This is a genomic window from Streptomyces yongxingensis (genome assembly GCF_055597465.1).
Map to the genome: position 1 here is coordinate 3970281 of NZ_CM145717.1, position 17877 is coordinate 3988157.

The following is a 17877-nucleotide window of genomic DNA, read 5'->3' on the forward strand; positions in this document are numbered from 1 at the left end:
CCCCCGCTCATCCGCCCAGATCCCCGGTGCGGAGGACGCTGCCCCGCGGCCGGATGCTGGCCGCCGCCTGCGCGGCGGGCGCGCTGACCGTCACCTCGCTGGTGAGCGTCTCGGAGGCCGCCGAGGACCATGGGCCCGCGCCGAAGGCGGCCGCCGCGGCCCAGCTCGAGAAGCTGGACCGGGGGCTGGTGAGCGTGCACACCGGCAATGACAACCTGGTCAGCTGGCGCTGGCTGGCCACCGACCCGGACGGTGTGACGTTCAACCTCTACCGGGGCGGCGTCAAGGTCAACTCCTCCCCCATCACCACCACCAACTACCTCCACAAGGACGCCCCGAACAGCGCGGACTACACCGTACGGGCTATTCGGGACGGGGCGGAGCAGCCCGCCTCGCCGAGCGCGATCCAGTTCCGCCCGGGGTACTACGATGTGCCGATCTCACCCCCGGCGGGCGGCTCGGGCTACACCTACGAGGCCAATGACGCCTCCGTGGGCGACCTCGACGGCGACGGCGACCTGGACTTCGTCCTGAAGTGGCAGCCGACCGACGCCAAGGACAACTCCCAGTCGGGCGTCACCGGCAACACCATCGTCGACGGCTACACCCTCCAGGGGCAGCGGCTGTGGCGGATCGACCTGGGCCGCAACATCCGCTCCGGCGCGCACTACACCCAGTTCCAGGTGTACGACTACGACGGCGACGGCCAGGCCGAGATCGCGATGAAGACCGCGGACGGCACGGTGGACGGCACCGGTAAGACGATCGGCAGCGCCTCCGCCGACTACCGCAACTCCAGCGGCTATGTGCTCAGCGGACCCGAATATCTGACGATGTTCAACGGCCGTACGGGCGCCGCGATGAGCACGGTGGACTACGTCCCGCCGCGCGGCACCGTCTCCTCCTGGGGCGACTCCTACGGCAACCGCGTGGACCGCTTCCTGGCCGGGACGGCGTACCTCAACGGCTCCACCCCCTCGCTGATCGAGGCGCGCGGCTACTACACCCGCACCGTGATCTCCGCCTGGAGGTTCAGCGGCGGCCAGCTCACCCGCCAGTGGACGTTCGACACCAACAGCTCCACCAACACCGGCAAGGGCTACGACGGCCAGGGCAACCACGCGCTGGCCACCGGGGACGTGGACGGCGACGGCAGGGACGAGATCGTCTACGGCTCGATGGCCGTGGACGACAACGGCTCCGGGCTGTGGACCACGAAGAACGGCCACGGCGACGCCGCCCACCTCGGCGACCTCGACCCCTCCCGGGCGGGTCTGGAGTACTTCAAGGTGGACGAGGACTCCTCGAAACCCGGCTCGTACTTCGCCGACGCCCGCACCGGCCAGGTGCTGTGGTCCACCGCGTCCGGCGGCGACAACGGGCGCGGCGTGGCCGGTGACATCTGGGCGGGCAACGACGGCGCCGAGATGTGGTCCGCGCGGGACGACCAGATCCGCGACGAGGGCGGCGGCGCCAAGGGCCGCAAGCCCTCCTCGATCAACTTCCTGGCCTGGTGGGACGGCGATCCGGTGCGCGAGCTGCTGGACGGCACCCACATCGACAAGTACGGCACCTCCGGCGACACCCGGCTGCTCACCGGCTCCGGGGTGCACTCCAACAACGGCACCAAGGCCACCCCGTCGCTGTCCGGCGACATCCTCGGCGACTGGCGCGAGGAGGTGGTCTGGCCGACCAGCGACAACAAGGCGCTGCGGATCTACTCCACGCCGTACGAGACCGACCGGAAGATCACCACGCTGCTCCACGACCGGCAGTACCGCGAGGCGCTGGCCTGGCAGAACACCGCCTACAACCAGCCCCCGCACCCCAGCTTCTTCATCGGCGACAAGATGGCGACCCCGCCGCGGCCGGCCATCACCACCCCGTGAAACCCCCCACCAAAGGAGATCCGACATGGCTGAACAACGCACCAGGTACCGGGCGATAGCCGGGGCCCTCGGCGCCGTCGCCCTCACCGCGGGCGCGATCACCACCGGGCTGACCCTGCCCGCGGCCTCAGCCGCCACCTGGCCCACCCCCAGCGGCAGCCCGCAGGCGGTCACCAAGAGCATCCCGGTCAGCGGCACCATGGACGGCGGGATGAAGCGCTACTACGGCTCGGGCGACCTGGGCTCCGGTGGCCAGAACGAGGGCCAGGACCCGCTGTTCGACCTGAAGGACGGGGCCACCCTGAAGAACGTCATCCTCGGCGCCCCGGCGGCCGACGGCGTGCACTGTGCCGGCAGCTGCACCCTGCAGAACGTCTGGTGGGAGGACGTCGGCGAGGACGCCGCCACCTTCCGGGGCACCGGCAAGACGTACAACGTGATCGGTGGCGGCGCCCGTAAGGCGTCCGACAAGGTGTTCCAGTTCAACGGCGGCGGCACGCTCAATATCTCGGGCTTCGCCGTCCAGGACTTCGGCAAGCTGGTCCGCTCCTGCGGCAACTGCTCGTCGCAGTACAAGCGCACCATCAACGTGAGCAACACCGAGGTCACCGCGCCGGGCAAGGCCATTGGCGGGATCAACACCAACTACGGCGACTCGCTGACCCTGCGCGGTATCACGATCATCGGGGACAGCAGCAAGAAGATCGTCCCGTGCCAGAAGTACATCGGGAACAACACGGGCAAGGAGCCCACCGAGAACGGCAGCGGCCCCGACGGCACCTACTGCAAGTACAGCAGCTCCGACATCACCTACCGGTGATCGCCCACAAGTGATCCCCCCCCCATGGCCGCGCCGTGCCTGACCCTCACAGGGACAGGCACGGCGCGTGCCCGTGCCGGACACTGGTGGGTATGGACACACCTGCCGAGCTGGGGAGTTTTCTGCGCACCCGCCGCGCCGGGCTGCGCCCCGAGGACGTCGGCCTGGTCGCGTACGGGACCCGGCGCCGGGTCCCGGGGCTGCGCCGCGAGGAGCTGGCGCAGTTGGCCGGGGTGAGCGTGGCGTACTACACCCGGCTGGAGCAGGGCCAGTCCACCGGCGCCTCGGACGGGGTGCTGGACGCGCTCGCCCGCGCGCTGCGGCTGAGCCCGGACGAGCGGGCGCACCTGGGCAACCTGGCCCGTCCGCCGCGCGCCGGGCGCCGCCCCGCGCAACGCGCCGAGTCCGCGCGCCCGGCGACCCGGCGGCTGCTCGCCGCGATGGACGGCGTACCGGCCCTGGTCCTCGGTCCGCGCTTCGACGTCCTGGCGTGGAATCCGCTGGGGCACGCCCTGATCGCCGGGCATCTGTCCGCCGACGCGCCCGAGCGCCCCGACGACCGGCCCAACACCCAGCGGATGCTGTTCCTCGATCCGCACACCCGTGAGCTGTATCCGGACTGGAAGGGCGAGGCGCGGCGCGCGGTCTCCTCGCTGCGGGTGGTGGCCGGGGCGCACCCCGACGACCGGCGGCTCGCGGAGCTGATCGGCGAACTGACCATGAAGAGCGAGGAGTTCGCGGCCCTGTGGTCGCGCCACCCGGTGCGCCGGTGCGCCTTCGGCACCAAGTCCTTCCACCACCCGCTGGTGGGGCCGCTGGAGCTGGACTTCGAGATGACCCGGCTGCCGGACTCGGGGGGCCAGGCCCTGCTGATGTACGGGGCCGAGCCGGGGTCGCCCTCGGAGGCGGCGCTGCGGCTGCTGGCGCGGGAGTCCGTCGCGTTTTACGCCCCCTGATGCGCCCTTGTCGGGATCTTTCGTCCCAGGCAACGCTTGCGCCGTCGAGTTGGGGAGGGGATCGTTCCATGGCTTGTGCGTCTGCGGGCCCCCGGCGGAGGGTGGCGGCGCCGGCCGCCGTCGTCGCGGTGGTCCTGGTGGTCTTGTCGCCCGCTCAGACCGTTCCCGCGCAGGGGGTCCAGGCCACGGGCGGGGCGGGGACCCAAGGCTATATCGTCGCCCTGAAGCGCGGCCCGGGAGCGCCCGCGGCGGCGTCCGGAGCGGGCCGGGCGCTGATCGAGCGGTACGGGGCGCGGGTGCGCCGGGTCTACCGCACCGCGCTCAACGGCTATGCGGTACGGGCGAACGCGGCACAGGCCGGGCGGCTGGCGGCCGATCCGCGCATCGCCTCGGTGACCCGGGACGAGCGGGTGTCCCTGCGCTGGTCCCGGGCGCGGTTACCGGCCCCGCCCCGCGGCCCGGAGCGGCCGCCGTGGGGTCTGGACCGGATCGACCGGCCGGACCGGCGGCTGGACGGGGTGTACACCGCGCCCCGCGGCGGCGGGCGCGGCACCACGATCTATGTGATCGACTCCGGGGTGCGCGCCTCCCATGAGGACTTCGGCGGCCGGGCCCGCTCCGGCTGGGACTTCGTGGACGACGATCCGGTGGCCGAGGACGGCAACGGCCATGGCACCCATGTGGCCGCCACGGCGGCGGGCACCCGCTACGGCGTGGCGAAGGAGGCCGCGATCGTGGCCGTCCGGGTGCTGGACGACCGGGGCGAGGGCACCATCGCGCAGGTGCTGGCCGGAATGGACTGGGTGCTGCGACACGCCAGGCGGCCCGCGGTGGTCAATCTGAGCCTGGGCTCGGCGGCCGCCACCCCGCTGCCCGAATGGGACGCGGCGGTGCGGGCCGGGATCGCCGCCGGTCTGGTCTTCACGGTGGCGGCGGGCAACCAGGACGGGCCCGCCGCCTCGTTCTCACCGGGCCGGGTGGCGGGGGCGCTCACGGTGGCCGCGACCGACCGCGCCGACCGGCGCTCGGGATTCTCCAACTGGGGCCCGGGAGTTGACCTGTTCGCGCCCGGGGATCGCATCGTCTCGGCGTCCAACGTGAGCGACACGGCGGCCAGGACGATGTCGGGCACTTCGATGGCGGCACCGCATGTCGCGGGCGCCGCCGCGCTGTACCTCGCCGGTCACCGCTTCGCGACTCCGGCCCAGGCCGGGGCGGCTCTGACGGCCGGGGCGAGCAAGGGCCGGGTGCGCGGCGCGGGCCCGGGTTCGCCGAACCGTCTGCTGCGAGTGGCCAACTGACGTAACCGCAGAACGCATCGAGTGGACGGCCCCGCCTACGGGCGGGGTCGATTCATGTACCCCGCGTTACGAACCGGTAGTTAACGGGAACCCGGATTGTCTCCCCGTTCCGCGGGGGAAGGCTTTCCACGCGCGCCCCCCATGGCCGACCCCATCCGCCCACCAGAGTGAACGCGGACAGGAGCTGTCATGCCCGCAACCCAACGCCCGGCGGCAAAACCGATACAAAGGACAAAAGCCGCCCCCGCGTCTCCATCCGCACTGCCGTCAGGTGATCCTATGATCGGTCGCATTCCCATTCTGGATATCCGCCCGCTGATCGACTGCGGCCGCCGCCCCGCCAAGGCGGTGGTGGACGAGACCTTCGAGGTCAGTGCCACCGTGTTCCGGGAGGGCCATGACGCGGTCAACGCCAATGTGGTCCTCCGGGATCCGTCCGGCCGCTCCGGCCCCTGGACCCCGATGCGTGAACTCGCCCCCGGAACCGACCGCTGGGGCGCCGAGGTCACCCCCGGCGCGCCCGGCCGCTGGACGTACACGGTCGAGGCGTGGAGCGATCCGATCGCCACCTGGCGCCACCACGCCCGCATCAAGATCCCGGCCGGGATCGACACCGATCTGGTCCTGGAGGAGGGGGCCCTGCTGCATGAGCGCGCCGCGGCCGGAGTGCCCAAGAACGACGGCCGGGAGGCGGTCCTGGCGGCCGTCGACGGGCTGCGCGACGAGCGCCGCCCGGTGGCCGACCGGCTCGCCGCCGCCCTCGCGCCCGATGTGACCGCGGCCCTCGACCGCCATCCGCTGCGGGAGTTGGTCACCTCCTCGCGCCCCATGCCGCTCCAGGTGGACCGGGAGCGTGCGCTGTTCGGCTCCTGGTACGAGTTCTTCCCGCGCTCGGAGGGCGCCAAGGTGACCGAGGGCCGACGGCCGGTCAGCGGCACCCTGCGCACCGCCGCCGAGCGGCTGCCCGCGATCGCCGCCGCGGGCTTCGACGTGGTCTATCTGCCGCCGATCCACCCCATCGGCACCGCCTTCCGCAAGGGCCCCAACAACACGCTCTCCGCAGGCCCCTTCGACGTGGGCTCGCCCTGGGCCATCGGCTCGGCCGACGGCGGCCACGACGCGATCCACCCCGACCTCGGCACCTTCGAGGACTTCGACCACTTCGTGGCGCGCGCCCGGGAGCTGCGCATGGAGGTGGCGCTGGACTTCGCGCTCCAGTGCTCCCCGGACCACCCCTGGGTCTCCCAGCACCCCGAGTGGTTCCACCAGCGCGCCGACGGCACCATCGCGTACGCCGAGAACCCGCCCAAGAAGTACCAGGACATCTTTCCCGTAGCCTTCGACCGGGACTTCCGCGGCCTGGTCCGGGAGACCGAGCGGGTGCTGCGCCTCTGGATGGCACACGGAGTGCGGATCTTCCGGGTGGACAATCCGCACACCAAGCCGGTGGTCTTCTGGGAGAAGGTGCTCGGTGACATCCACCGCAGCGACCCCGATGTCCTCTTCCTCGCCGAGGCGTTCACCCGCCCGGCGATGCTGAACGCCCTCGGCGCGGTCGGCTTCCACCAGTCGTACACCTACTTCACCTGGCGGAACACCAAGCAGGAGCTCACCGACTACCTCACCGAGCTGTCCGGGGACGCGGCCGCCTGGATGCGGCCCAACTTCTTCGTCAACACCCCCGACATCCTGCACGCCTATCTCCAGGAGGGCGGCCGCCCCGCCTTCGCGGTGCGGGCCGTGCTCGCCGCCACCCTCTCCCCCGCCTGGGGCGTCTACGCGGGCTACGAACTGTGCGAGAACACCCCGGTGCGGCAGGGCAGCGAGGAGTACCTGGACTCGGAGAAGTACCAGCTGCGGCCGCGCGACTGGGCGGCGGCCGAGCGCGAGGGAAGAACGATCACCCCGCTGCTCGCCCGGCTGAACCGGGTGCGCCGCCACCATCCCGCCCTGCGGCGGCTGCGCAACCTCAGATTCCACCACGCCGACAACGATTCCGTCATCGTCTACTCCAAGCGCGCGGGCGACTCGTGTGTGGTCACGGTCGTCAACCTCGACCCTCACCACACCCAGGAGGCGACGGTCTCGTTGAACATGCCGGAACTCGGCCTCGAGTGGCATGAGTCCGTCCCGGTGCGCGACGAGCTCACCGGCGAGACCTATCACTGGGGCAGGGACAACTATGTGCGCCTGGATCCGGGGCGGGATATGGCTCCGGCGCATGTGCTCTCCCTGCGACCGTCCTCACCGATCGGAGGGTCACCCACAACATGATCGTCAACGAGCCCGTACCGGACACCTTCGAGGACACGCCCGCGGGCGACCGCGATCCCGACTGGTTCAAGCGCGCGGTCTTCTACGAGGTCCTGGTCCGCTCCTTCCAGGACAGCAACGGCGACGGCGTCGGCGACCTCAAGGGCCTGACGGCCAAGCTGGACTATCTGCAGTGGCTGGGCGTGGACTGCCTGTGGCTGCCGCCGTTCTTCGCCTCACCGCTGCGCGACGGCGGCTATGACGTCTCGGACTACACCGCCGTGCTGCCGGAGTTCGGGGACCTCGCGGACTTCGTGGAGTTCGTCGACGCCGCTCATCAGCGCGGGATGCGCGTGATCATTGACTTTGTCATGAACCACACGAGTGATCAGCATCCGTGGTTCCAGGAGTCCCGCAGCGACCCGGACGGACCGTACGGCGACTACTACGTCTGGGCCGACGACGACAAGCAGTACCAGGACGCGCGGATCATCTTCGTCGACACCGAGACCTCCAACTGGACCTTTGATCCGGTACGCAAGCAGTACTACTGGCACCGCTTCTTCTCGCACCAGCCGGACCTCAACTTCGAGAACCCCGCCGTCCAGGAGGAGGTACTGGCCGCCCTGCGCTTCTGGCTGGACCTGGGCATCGACGGATTCCGGCTCGACGCCGTCCCCTATCTGTATGCCGAGGAGGGCACCGACTGCGAGAACCTGCCCCGGACGCATGAGATGCTCAAGCGCGTCCGGGCCGAGATCGACGCCCACTATCCGGACACCGTGCTGCTGGCCGAGGCCAATCAGTGGCCGGAGGACGTCGTCGACTACTTCGGCGACTTCTCGGCGGGCGGCGACGAATGCCATATGGCCTTCCACTTCCCGGTGATGCCGCGCATCTTCATGGCGGTGCGGCGCGAGTCCCGCTACCCGGTCTCGGAGATCCTCGCCAAGACCCCCGCCATCCCCTCCGGCTGTCAGTGGGGCATTTTCCTGCGCAACCACGACGAGCTGACGCTGGAGATGGTCACCGACGAAGAGCGCGACTACATGTACGCGGAGTACGCCAAGGATCCGAGAATGCGGGCCAACATCGGCATCCGCAGACGACTGGCGCCCCTGCTGGACAACGACCGCAACCAGATCGAGCTGTTCACCGCGCTGCTGCTGTCCCTGCCCGGCTCGCCGATCCTCTACTACGGCGACGAGATCGGCATGGGCGACAACATCTGGCTCGGCGACCGCGACGCCGTGCGCACCCCCATGCAGTGGACCCCCGACCGGAACGCGGGCTTCTCCTCCTGCGATCCGGGGCGGCTGTTCCTGCCGACCATCATGGACCCGGTCTACGGCTATCAGGTCACCAATGTCGAGGCGGCCATGAGCAGCCCGTCCTCGCTGCTGCACTGGACCCGCCGGATGATCGAGATCCGTAAGCAGAACCCCGCCTTCGGGCTCGGCTCCTTCACCGAGCTGCCGTCCTCCAACCCGGCCGTCCTCGCCTTCCTGCGCGAGGCCCCGACGACCCGGGACGGCGAGGACGACCTGGTGCTGTGCGTGAACAACTTCTCGCGCTTCGCCCAGCCCACCGAGCTGGACCTGCAGTCCTTCGCCGGCCGCCATCCGGTCGAGCTGATCGGCGGGGTCCGCTTCCCGGCCATCGGCGAACTGCCGTATCTGCTCACGCTGGCCGGGCACGGCTTCTACTGGTTCCGGCTGCGGCGCGGCGAAACGGGGCGCTGGGCCGACTGAAGTCGGCTACGGGGTGTCCGTCACGTGGTCGGGCACAGCCCCGGTCCCCCCGGGGCCCGGGCGCAACCCCGGTCCCCCGGGGCCTGGGGCGGAGCCCCAGTTTCGGGAAGGGGCGGGGAGGGGACTAAGCCCGCCGCAGGCGCCACGCGTCCATCTCGGGCGCGTACGGGCGTTTTCGACCCCCCGTCATGGGCACTCTGTACTCACATCGTCACCGGCGGGCCCGATCGCGTTCACCGGGCTCGCCGTACGGACGATCCTCGCCCGACACGTCCCGCACCGTCGCACAGTCAATGCCGCAATCCGGGACACTTTGCCCTGATCTGTCGTGTGCCCGGGGAAAGGACGCGACGCCATGCCGGAAGCTCCGCTCTCCCGGGGGGCACACCACCCGCCGACCGCCGTACCGCGGGACCAGCCCCCGCCGTCCGCCGCCCGCACCGCCGCGGCCGCGGGCCCGCCCGGGCTGCTCACCTCGCTCGCGCCGCTGCTCGCCGAGTGGCTGCCCCGGCAGCGCTGGTTCGCGGGCAAGGGCCGTCCCGTCACCGGCTTCGCGCTGGTCTCCGCGACCGAGCTGCTGCCGTGGCGGGCGAGCGGCGGCACGCCCGGGCTGCTCCATCTGCTGATCCGCGCCCAGCAGCCCGAGCCGCCCGGCCACCGGCACGGCTTCGGCTGCGGCCACCGGCGCGGGGCGGCGGCCAGCGACTGCTACCAGCTCCTGCTCGGGGCACGCCCCGCCCTGCCGCCGCCGCTCGCCCCGGCGCTCATCGGCCGGCCCAGCGGCGGGCCGCTGGACGGGCAGACGGTGTACGAGGCGCTGGCCGACCCCCGGCTCACCACCCTGCTGCTGGAGCGGCTGCGGACGCCCGGACGGCTCGGCCCGCTGCGCTTCGTACGGGAGCCGTCCAGCGCGATCCCCTCCGCGCTCGCGCCCCGGGTGATGACCGCCGAGCAGTCCAACTCCTCGGTGGTGTACGGCGATACGTTTATTCTCAAGCTCTTCCGGAGGGTCAGCCCCGGCACCAACCCCGACCTGGAACTCCCCCTCGCGCTCGCCCGCACCGGCTGCGCCCGGGTGCCCGCGCCCGCCGCCTGGTTCGAGGCCGAGCCCCCGGCAGAGGGCGCCGGGCCACGGCCGGAGCCGTTCACCCTGGGGGTGCTCCAGCCCTACCTGGCCGGTTCCCGGGACGGCTGGCAGCTCGCGCTGGACGCCCTGGCCGCCGATGGCGACTTCACCGACGCCGCCCGGGCCCTGGGGCACGCGACCGCCGAGGTCCATCTGGCGATGGCCCGCGCGCTGCCCACCTCCGTGCTGCGGCGCCCGCAGATCGAGCACCTCGCGGCCGCCATGAGCGAACGGCTCGACTCGGCCGCCGCCGCGGTGCCCGCCCTCCAGCCGTACCGCACCGCGCTGCACGGCGCGTACGAGGACCTGGCCACGCTGGGGCGCGCGGGCCGCACCTGGGCGGCCCAGCGCATCCACGGCGATCTGCACCTGGGGCAGGCGCTGCTCACGGGAGACGGCGGGGACGGCGGTGGAGGCGGGCGGTGGTCGCTCATCGACTTCGAGGGCGAGCCGTCCCGTCCGCTGGCCGAGCGGCGCCGCCCGCAGCCACCGGTGCGCGACATCGCGGGCATGCTGCGGTCCTTCGACTACGCGGCGGCCGTGGGACGCCATGAGCGTCCGCAGGAGTGGGCGGGCCGCACCCGCGCCGCGTACTGCGCGGGCTACGCGGCGGCGTCCGGCACCGACCCGCGCGACGAACCGGAGCTGCTGCGCGCCCACGAGACCGACAAGGCCGTCTACGAGGTGCTCTACGAGGCGCGGCACCGCCCCGACTGGCTGTCCGTCCCGATGACCGCGATCCACCGCCTGGCCGCCACCCGCGCCTGATCCCGGGCCGGGGCCCGGGACCCGGCGCCGGTCCGGCCCGGACCGGGCCCCGGAGCGCGGCGACCCGGCTCCCCCGGACCGCGGCCCCACCGCCCCGCCCGTTCCCCGCTTCCCCGACTCCCGCTTCCGACCGTCCCGTCCGACCCCCGACACTCCCGGGAGGACCACCCCGTGACCGCACGACCGCCGTCCGGCCAGTACCCGTCCGACGAGGGACCGGGCCACGTGCCCGCCGCCACCGGCGCCCCAACCGGCCCGGCGGTCCCGGCAACGTTCCTCTCCGGCCGCACCCCTCGGCGGCCCGAGCCCACCGCCGCCCGCCCGGGCTCCGAGCCCCCGGCACGCCACCAGCGGGAGTCGGCCGAGGCCGCCGGGCCGGGCGGAGGCGCGGACGGCCCGGCGCCGACCACGTCCCCCGGGCCCGGGGAAGCGGCCCCAACGGCCGAGCGTCCGCGCCCGGACCAGGGGCCAGCCCCCCAGGGCGCCCCGGAGCGGGCCCCGGTCTCCCGCCAGGACCCCGCCTCCGCCGAGTCGGCGGGCATCAAGCCCGCACCCGACCGGGAATCCGTCCCCGACGCGGCCGCGACGGCGGCGGACCCGGCCGAGCGGCCCGAGGCGGCCGTTGGCGGTGGCGGCCCGGGGGTGGAGGCGCCCACCCATGGCGACAGCCCGGGGCAGGAGGCTCCTGCCGACAGCCCCCGCCCCGGCCGCGAGACCCGGGTGTCCTACGGCTCACCACCCGTGCCCCGGGCGCCCCGCGCGGGCCAGGAGCGGCACGAGGAAGACGGCGGCGCGGCCGGGCCGTCGCGGGTCGCCGGGCGGCCCGTGGCCGGAGACAGCGGGCGGCCCGTGGCCGGGGGTGGCGCCGGCCCCGACGACGTGGTGGAGGACGAGCGGGGGGTGCGGGCCGCGCCCGCGCTGGGGGACGAGGACCGGCGGCGGCTGCTGGCCGGGGCGCATCACGATCCGCACGCGCTGCTCGGGGCCCACCCGGTGCGCGGTGGGGTGCTGTTCCGGGCCCTGCGCCCGTACGCACGGTCGGTGACCGTCGCCGCCGCCGGGCTGCGCGCGCGGCTGCGGGCCGAGGGCGACGGGCTGTTCTCCGGGGTGCTGCCGCTGCGGGAGATCCCGGACTACCGGCTGCTGGTGGCGTACGAGGACGCCGAGCTCGAGCTGCACGACCCGTACCGCTTCCTACCCGCCCTCGGCGAACTCGATCTGCACCTCATCGGCGAGGGCCGCCACGAGGAGCTGTGGCGGGCGCTCGGCGCGCGGCCGATGACCCACCAGGGCGTGGCCGGCACCCGCTTCACCGTATGGGCGCCCCATGCCCTCGGGGTGCGGCTGACCGGCGACTTCACCTACTGGGACGGCACCGCGCTGCCGATGCGCTCACTCGGCGGCAGCGGCGTGTGGGAGCTGTTCCTGCCGGGCGTCGGCGAGGGCGCGCTCTACAAGTTCGAGATCACCCGGCCCGACGGCGGCCACTCCCTGCGCGCCGACCCGATGGCGCGGCGCACCGAGTGCCCGCCCGCCACCGCCTCCGTCGTCCACGCCTCGCACCACGACTGGGGCGATGACGCGTGGATGGCGCGGCGGAAGGGCGGGCGCGTCCACGAGCTGCCGTTCTCCGTCTACGAGGTGCATCTGCCGTCCTGGCGGCCGGGGCTGACCTACCGGCAGCTCGCCGAGCAGCTCCCGGCGTACGTCAAGGACCTGGGCTTCACCCACGTCGAGCTGATGCCGGTGGCCGAGCACCCCTTCGGCGGCTCCTGGGGCTACCAGGTGACCGGCTTCTACGCGCCCACGGCCCGCCTCGGCACCCCCGACGACTTCAAGTACCTGGTGGACGCGCTGCACCGGGCGGGCATCGGGGTCATCGTGGACTGGGTGCCCGCGCACTTCCCCAAGGACGCCTGGGCGCTGGCGGAGTTCGACGGCCGTCCGCTGTACGAGCCCGCCGATCCGCTGCGGGCCGCGCACCCCGACTGGGGCACGCTGGAGTTCGACTACGGGCGCGCGGAGGTGCGCAACTTCCTGGTGGCGAACGCGGTGTACTGGTGCGAGGAGTTCCACATCGACGGTCTGCGCGTGGACGCCGTCGCCTCGATGCTCTACCTCGACTACTCCCGCGAGCCCGGCCAGTGGACGCCCAACGCGCACGGCGGCCGGGAGAACCTGGACGCGGTCGCCTTCCTCCAGGAGATGAACGCGACCGTCTACCGCCGCTGCCCGGGCGTGGTCACGATCGCCGAGGAGTCGACCGCGTGGGACGGGGTCACCCGGGCCACCCACCATGTGGGCCCCAGCGGCTTCGGCGGCCTCGGCTTCGGGCTGAAGTGGAACATGGGGTGGATGCACGACTCGCTGGCCTATCTCGCGCACGAGCCGGTGCACCGCGCCTACCACCACCACGAGATGACGTTCTCGATGGTGTACGCGTACAGCGAGAACTACGTGCTGCCGATCTCGCACGACGAGGTGGTGCACGGCAAGCGGGCCCTGGTGTCGAAGATGCCCGGCGACTGGTGGCAGCAGCGCGCCACCCACCGCGCGTACCTGGGCTTCATGTGGGCCCACCCGGGCAAGCAACTGTTGTTCATGGGCCAGGAGTTCGCGCAGGGCGCCGAGTGGTCGGAGGCGCACGGTCCCGACTGGTGGCTGCTGGACCCGTCGTACTCCGCCGAGCCCGACCACCGCGGCGTCCGCGATCTGGTCCGCGACCTCAACCAGGTGTACGCGGCCACCCCCGCGCTGTGGCAGCGGGACACCGATCCCGAGGGCTTCTCCTGGATCGAGGGCGATGCCCGCGAGGACAACGTCTTCGCCTTCCTCCGCTACGACGCCGAGGGCTCCCCGCTGCTGGCCATCAGCAACTTCTCCCCGGTGGTCCGCCATGAGTACCGCGTCGGGGCGCCGGAGGCGGTGCCGGTGTGGCGCGAGGTGCTGAACACCGATGACCGGGCTTACGGCGGCAGCGGTGTGGTCAACGCCGAGCCGCTGAAGGCCGAGCCCACGGCCGCCCATGGCCGCCCGGCGAGCCTGTTGCCGGTGCTTCCGCCGCTGGCCACGATCTGGCTGCGCCCGGTCTGAGCCGTCGCTGAGGGGTTCGCGGACGCGCGCTCCGGATCACCGGGCGCGCGGAGGCGGTATGGACGAGCGAACGGCACGGTGCGCTCAGCAGATGTCGCGGTAGGAGATCTCCGGGAGGTACGTCTTCCAGTCGGCCCGGGAGAGGCCGCCCCCGGCCCGTCGGCAGACGGCGGTCACGATCCGGGCGGGGTCGACGGCGTACCGCTGAAGGGGGACGTGCCGGCCCGCCACGAGCAGGGTCTTGCCGTCGTCGCCGAAGGCGAGGGCGAGCACTCCGTCACCGGGGGTCGGAAAGGCCGCCCCCAGTGGCTGCTGTGAGGCCACGTCCCACAGTTGGACGGTCCCGCCGTCGCCCGCGACCGCGAGCGTGCCACCGTCGGGGGAGAACGCCAGCGCCGTCACGGCTTCGGGCGCCTCCCGGGAGGCGCCGGTATACGTACCGGCGAGGTCTCCGAGGCGGTGTTCGACGTCCCCGTCCCACAGGCTCACCCGCCCGCTCATTCCCCCCGCGGCGAGGAAACGTCCGTCCCCGCTGAACTCGAGCGTGCTGACGAAATCCTGGCCGAGCGAAAGGCTGGTCGCGCGCCCGGACGGCAAGGTGAAGACCTGCCCGTCGGCCGTGGCGAGCATCCGGCCGTCGGGGCGGAGCGCCATGCCCGCCTCCCAACGGTCGATGCGGGAGGAGGACACGTCTCCCTCTCGGGCGATCGCCGTGCCCTGGCCACCTTCGCTGATCACCCTGCCCCGGCCACCCGGCCCGCGCGCTTCCCACCGCTCCAGCCGGCCCTCGTTCCGCCGATAGGCCAGCAGGTACGCACCCCCCGGCCCCGGCACCACCGTGTCGGTGCCGGAATCGCTTGCCCCGGTGTCGCTGAGGAGAGGCGGGAGACCGGAGTCGTCCGCCTTACCGGTCAGCGCGACGGACCGCTTCCGGTGCGGACCGCGGAGGCCCCAGAGCGTCACACGCTCGGTGCCCACGGAGGAGTCGTCCGAGGAGTTCCGTGGGACGGCACCGAAGGCGAAGGCCCTCCCGTCGGGGCTGAAACGGGTGAGGACGGCGCACCCGTCCGCGCCGCCGCCCCGGCCGCAGGGCACGGACGGCAAACCGGCGACGCGGCCGCCGTCGGTGCCCCGGACCAGGCGGAAGCGCACCTTCTCCCCGGTTCTGGTCGCCGTCCCGAGCACCCGGCCGTCCGGGCTGAACGCCGCGTCGGCCACCGGCTCGTGCCGCCATCCCGGCTGGACGGCGTCCTGTATGGAGATGGTCCGCACCACGGGATTGGAGCTGTCCTCCCCTCCGAGGTAGCGGATCTCCCCGCGTGCCGTATCGATTCGCAGCGCGTCGGCGGGCTCGTTCACCAGCGAGTAGCGGAACACCGGAGCGCCCGCGCTCGCGAGGCGCCACAGCAGGATCTCGCCGGGGGTCGCCGCCGCGAGGAACCGCCCGTCGGCGCTCAAGGTGACGTTCTCGGCCTTGGCGACGCGGATGCGGTGAATCTCCTTTCCCGTGGTCACGTCCCAGATCCGGATCCCGTGGCTGTCGCGGACCACGAGCCGGTCGCGGTCCAGGCTGATGCGGGAGGCGTAGTCGTCGCAGGAGCTTTCCGTCGTGCCGTGCTCCCAGTCGCCTTTCCTCGTACGCCCCTCGGCGACGTCCCATAACGTGACCGGCCCCTTCTTCGGGCACAGCGCGAGGTACCGGTCGTCCCCACTGACCACCGCCGCCCCGCCCGACGTCCCGCCGTCGCTCCGCGCCATCACGTGCCGGTACCGCAGATCGCGCAGGATGGCCGACGAGCCCCGTACCGTCAGCAAGGTCCGCCCGCTGGGGCCGAAGTCGGGGTAGTCGTCCGCGGAGCCGAACGGTCCACCGTCCCTCTTCCCCGACGCCAGGTTCCACAACTGGAGCCTCTGTCCCCGCGTCGCCAGCAGCCGTTTCCCGTCGGGGCTGGTGTTCAGGACCATCTCGTCCTCTCCCACCGTGAAGGGGACCCCGGCCAGCTTCTGGGTGCGGACGTCCCACCGTCGTACCCGGTCACTCCCCACCACGACCAGGAAACGTCCGTCGGCGCTGAGCGACACGCCCCCCGGGGTGGCACCCGGAACAGGAATCCGGAAGGACCGCTCCTCCTTCTGGACCATGGCCCCGAGCAGCGATGACCGCGTCTCGGCCGTATGGCTGAGCCGCCACGCGGCGACGCTGAGCCGCATCGCCCTGACCGGATCGGAGGACCGCATGTTCTCCGCGACCGCGGCGATCCGCCGGGCGGCGGCCTCGGCGCCGCGCCGCTCATTCGCCCGGTTCTGCTGCCACGCGACCACACCGGCCACCAGTGTCAGCACCACCAGCAGGGAGAGCGCGCCCACGAAGGTCCGCAGGCGCCGCCGCTCACGCGCGCCGAAGGTACGGCTGGCCGCCAGGAACTCCCGTTCCACACGGGCGAGTTCGGCGGAGCGCTCCGGATCGCCGAATGCCTCCGCCGCCGCGGTCAACCGCACCCCCCGGTACAGCGCTCCCGGATCCCGCCCCATCTCCTCCCACGCCCGTGCCGCCTCGGTCAGCTTCCGGTGGATCCGCAGCCGCTCCCGGTCCTCCTCGATCCAGCCGCGCAGCCGCGGCCAGGCGGTGATCAGGGCCTCGTGGGCCAGATCGACCGTGTTCCGGTCGAGGGTGATGAGCCGGGCGCGCGCCAGGCGGTCCAGCACGATCGTCGTATCGGCCGACTCCGGTTCCCATTCCTCCCGGTCAACGGGGCGCCGAGTGTCCTGCGCGCCCTCGCCGGGGGTGATCAGGCGCAGCAGGATACGCCGGGCCGTCTCCGCCTGCGACGCGCTCAACTCCTCGTACACCCGCTCGGCGGTCTTCGCGATGGCGCCGTGAAGTCCGCCCACCGCCTCGTACATCTCCAGCGTGAGGGCCCGTCGGCGGCGTCTGTGCCAGGTTTCGAGCAGGGCATGGGACATGAGCGGCAGGCCGCCCGGTTCGTCGACGACCTCTTCGACGATCCGCGCGGTAAGCGCCCGCTCGACGATCAAACCGTCCGCCGCCGCCGGTTTGACGATGGCCGCGCGCAGCTCCGCCCGGCTCATGGGGCCGACGATTAGTGTGGCGTCGCGCAGGGCGTACGTCAGCTCACGGTGCTCGGCACAGCGGTCGAAGAAGTCCGCTCGTACGCCGATCACCACCCGCAGCCGGCTGCCGGGGTCGCGCGCGGCGAGTAAGCGGGCCACGAAGCCCGCGCGCTCGGCGGGGTCGTGACAGAGCGTGAACAGCTCCTCGAACTGGTCGACCACGAGCCAGGTCTCCCCGTCGCCCGCCTTCGGGACGAGCGCCTCCGCATGGGTACGGAGCGGCCGGTCGCCCGGAGTCAGCACGCGGATCACCGCCGGGCGGAGCTCCTGTCCCACACCGGGGTCTTCCCGCGCCCGGAGTGCCGGGATCAGCCCCGCGCGCAGCAGTGAGGACTTACCGCTGCCGGACGGACCGAAGACGGCGGCGAAGCCATGGCCCCGTACCAACGCCAGCACCTCTGAGACAAGCCGCTCCCGTCCGAAGAAACGCTCGTGATCGCCGACGTCGAAGCGGGCGAGCCCCTGGTAGGGCGGTTTCGCGTCGTCGTCCTCCCGCGGCAGCCCCGAGACCTCCCGCCGCACCGCGCGCCAGCGCTCCTCCCACTCCGCCGCGTCCGCGCCGCAGGCTTCCACGTACGCGAGGACCACCGGCAGCGACGGCAACTGGTCGCCCGCCGCGGCCTGCGACAGCGTCACGGCGGAGTAGCGCACGCGCTGTGCCATCGCCCGATAGGCCGGCCCACCGGCTTCCTGACGCAGTTTGCGCAGTTCGTACGCGAAGCCCTGGACCGGCCCCGCGCTCGGATCCAGAGGTTTCTCCTTGCGTCCCATCCCGCCCCTCCCCCTGA

9 protein-coding genes are annotated in these 17877 nt (G+C 72.6%); 8 read left to right on the top strand and 1 reads right to left on the bottom strand.

Annotation, left to right across the window (positions count from 1 at the left end; genetic code table 11):
- The first annotated feature begins 53 nt into the window (after nucleotides 1–53).
- From ACZ6TD_RS16560 to glgB, 8 genes are all read left to right on the top strand, one after another.
- On the top strand, nucleotides 54–1889 hold the full coding sequence (locus ACZ6TD_RS16560; RefSeq protein WP_471357793.1) for a rhamnogalacturonan lyase: 1836 nt from the start codon (nucleotides 54–56) through the stop codon (nucleotides 1887–1889).
- A gap of 25 nt (nucleotides 1890–1914) precedes the next feature.
- The gene (locus ACZ6TD_RS16565) at nucleotides 1915–2709 is read left to right on the top strand and encodes a pectate lyase (RefSeq protein ID WP_471354736.1); all 795 of its coding nucleotides are present in this window, start codon (nucleotides 1915–1917) and stop codon (nucleotides 2707–2709) included.
- 92 nt (nucleotides 2710–2801) lie between these two features.
- Nucleotides 2802–3665, top strand: a complete 864-nt coding sequence (locus tag ACZ6TD_RS16570; protein WP_471354738.1) for a helix-turn-helix domain-containing protein — start codon at nucleotides 2802–2804, stop codon at nucleotides 3663–3665.
- Nucleotides 3666–3733: 68 nt separating this feature from the next.
- Entirely contained in the window at nucleotides 3734–4966 is a 1233-nt protein-coding gene (locus ACZ6TD_RS16575; RefSeq protein WP_471354740.1) for a S8 family peptidase, read from the top strand.
- A gap of 279 nt (nucleotides 4967–5245) precedes the next feature.
- Nucleotides 5246–7240, top strand: a complete 1995-nt coding sequence (locus ACZ6TD_RS16580) for an alpha-1,4-glucan--maltose-1-phosphate maltosyltransferase (RefSeq protein ID WP_471354742.1) — start codon at nucleotides 5246–5248, stop codon at nucleotides 7238–7240.
- Nucleotides 7237–8970: a maltose alpha-D-glucosyltransferase gene (treS, locus tag ACZ6TD_RS16585; protein WP_471354743.1), complete on the top strand. Its 1734-nt coding sequence runs from the start codon at nucleotides 7237–7239 to the stop codon at nucleotides 8968–8970. Before ACZ6TD_RS16580 ends, treS begins: the two co-directional genes overlap by 4 nt.
- A gap of 355 nt (nucleotides 8971–9325) precedes the next feature.
- Complete coding sequence (locus ACZ6TD_RS16590; protein ID WP_471354745.1) at nucleotides 9326–10864, top strand: maltokinase N-terminal cap-like domain-containing protein; 1539 nt, start codon at nucleotides 9326–9328, stop codon at nucleotides 10862–10864.
- An 849-nt stretch (nucleotides 10865–11713) separates the two neighbouring features.
- A complete protein-coding gene (gene glgB, locus ACZ6TD_RS16595) occupies nucleotides 11714–13957 on the top strand; it encodes a 1,4-alpha-glucan branching enzyme (RefSeq protein ID WP_471357796.1) in 2244 nt (747 codons plus the stop codon).
- An 84-nt stretch (nucleotides 13958–14041) separates the two neighbouring features.
- Here the strand turns inward: glgB and ACZ6TD_RS16600 are convergent, their stop codons facing one another.
- Nucleotides 14042–17860 carry a WD40 repeat domain-containing protein gene (locus ACZ6TD_RS16600; RefSeq protein WP_471354747.1) on the bottom strand — a complete coding sequence of 1273 codons (3819 nt, stop codon included), beginning with the start codon at nucleotides 17858–17860 and terminating at the stop codon, nucleotides 14042–14044.
- Nucleotides 17861–17877: the final 17 nt, after the last annotated feature.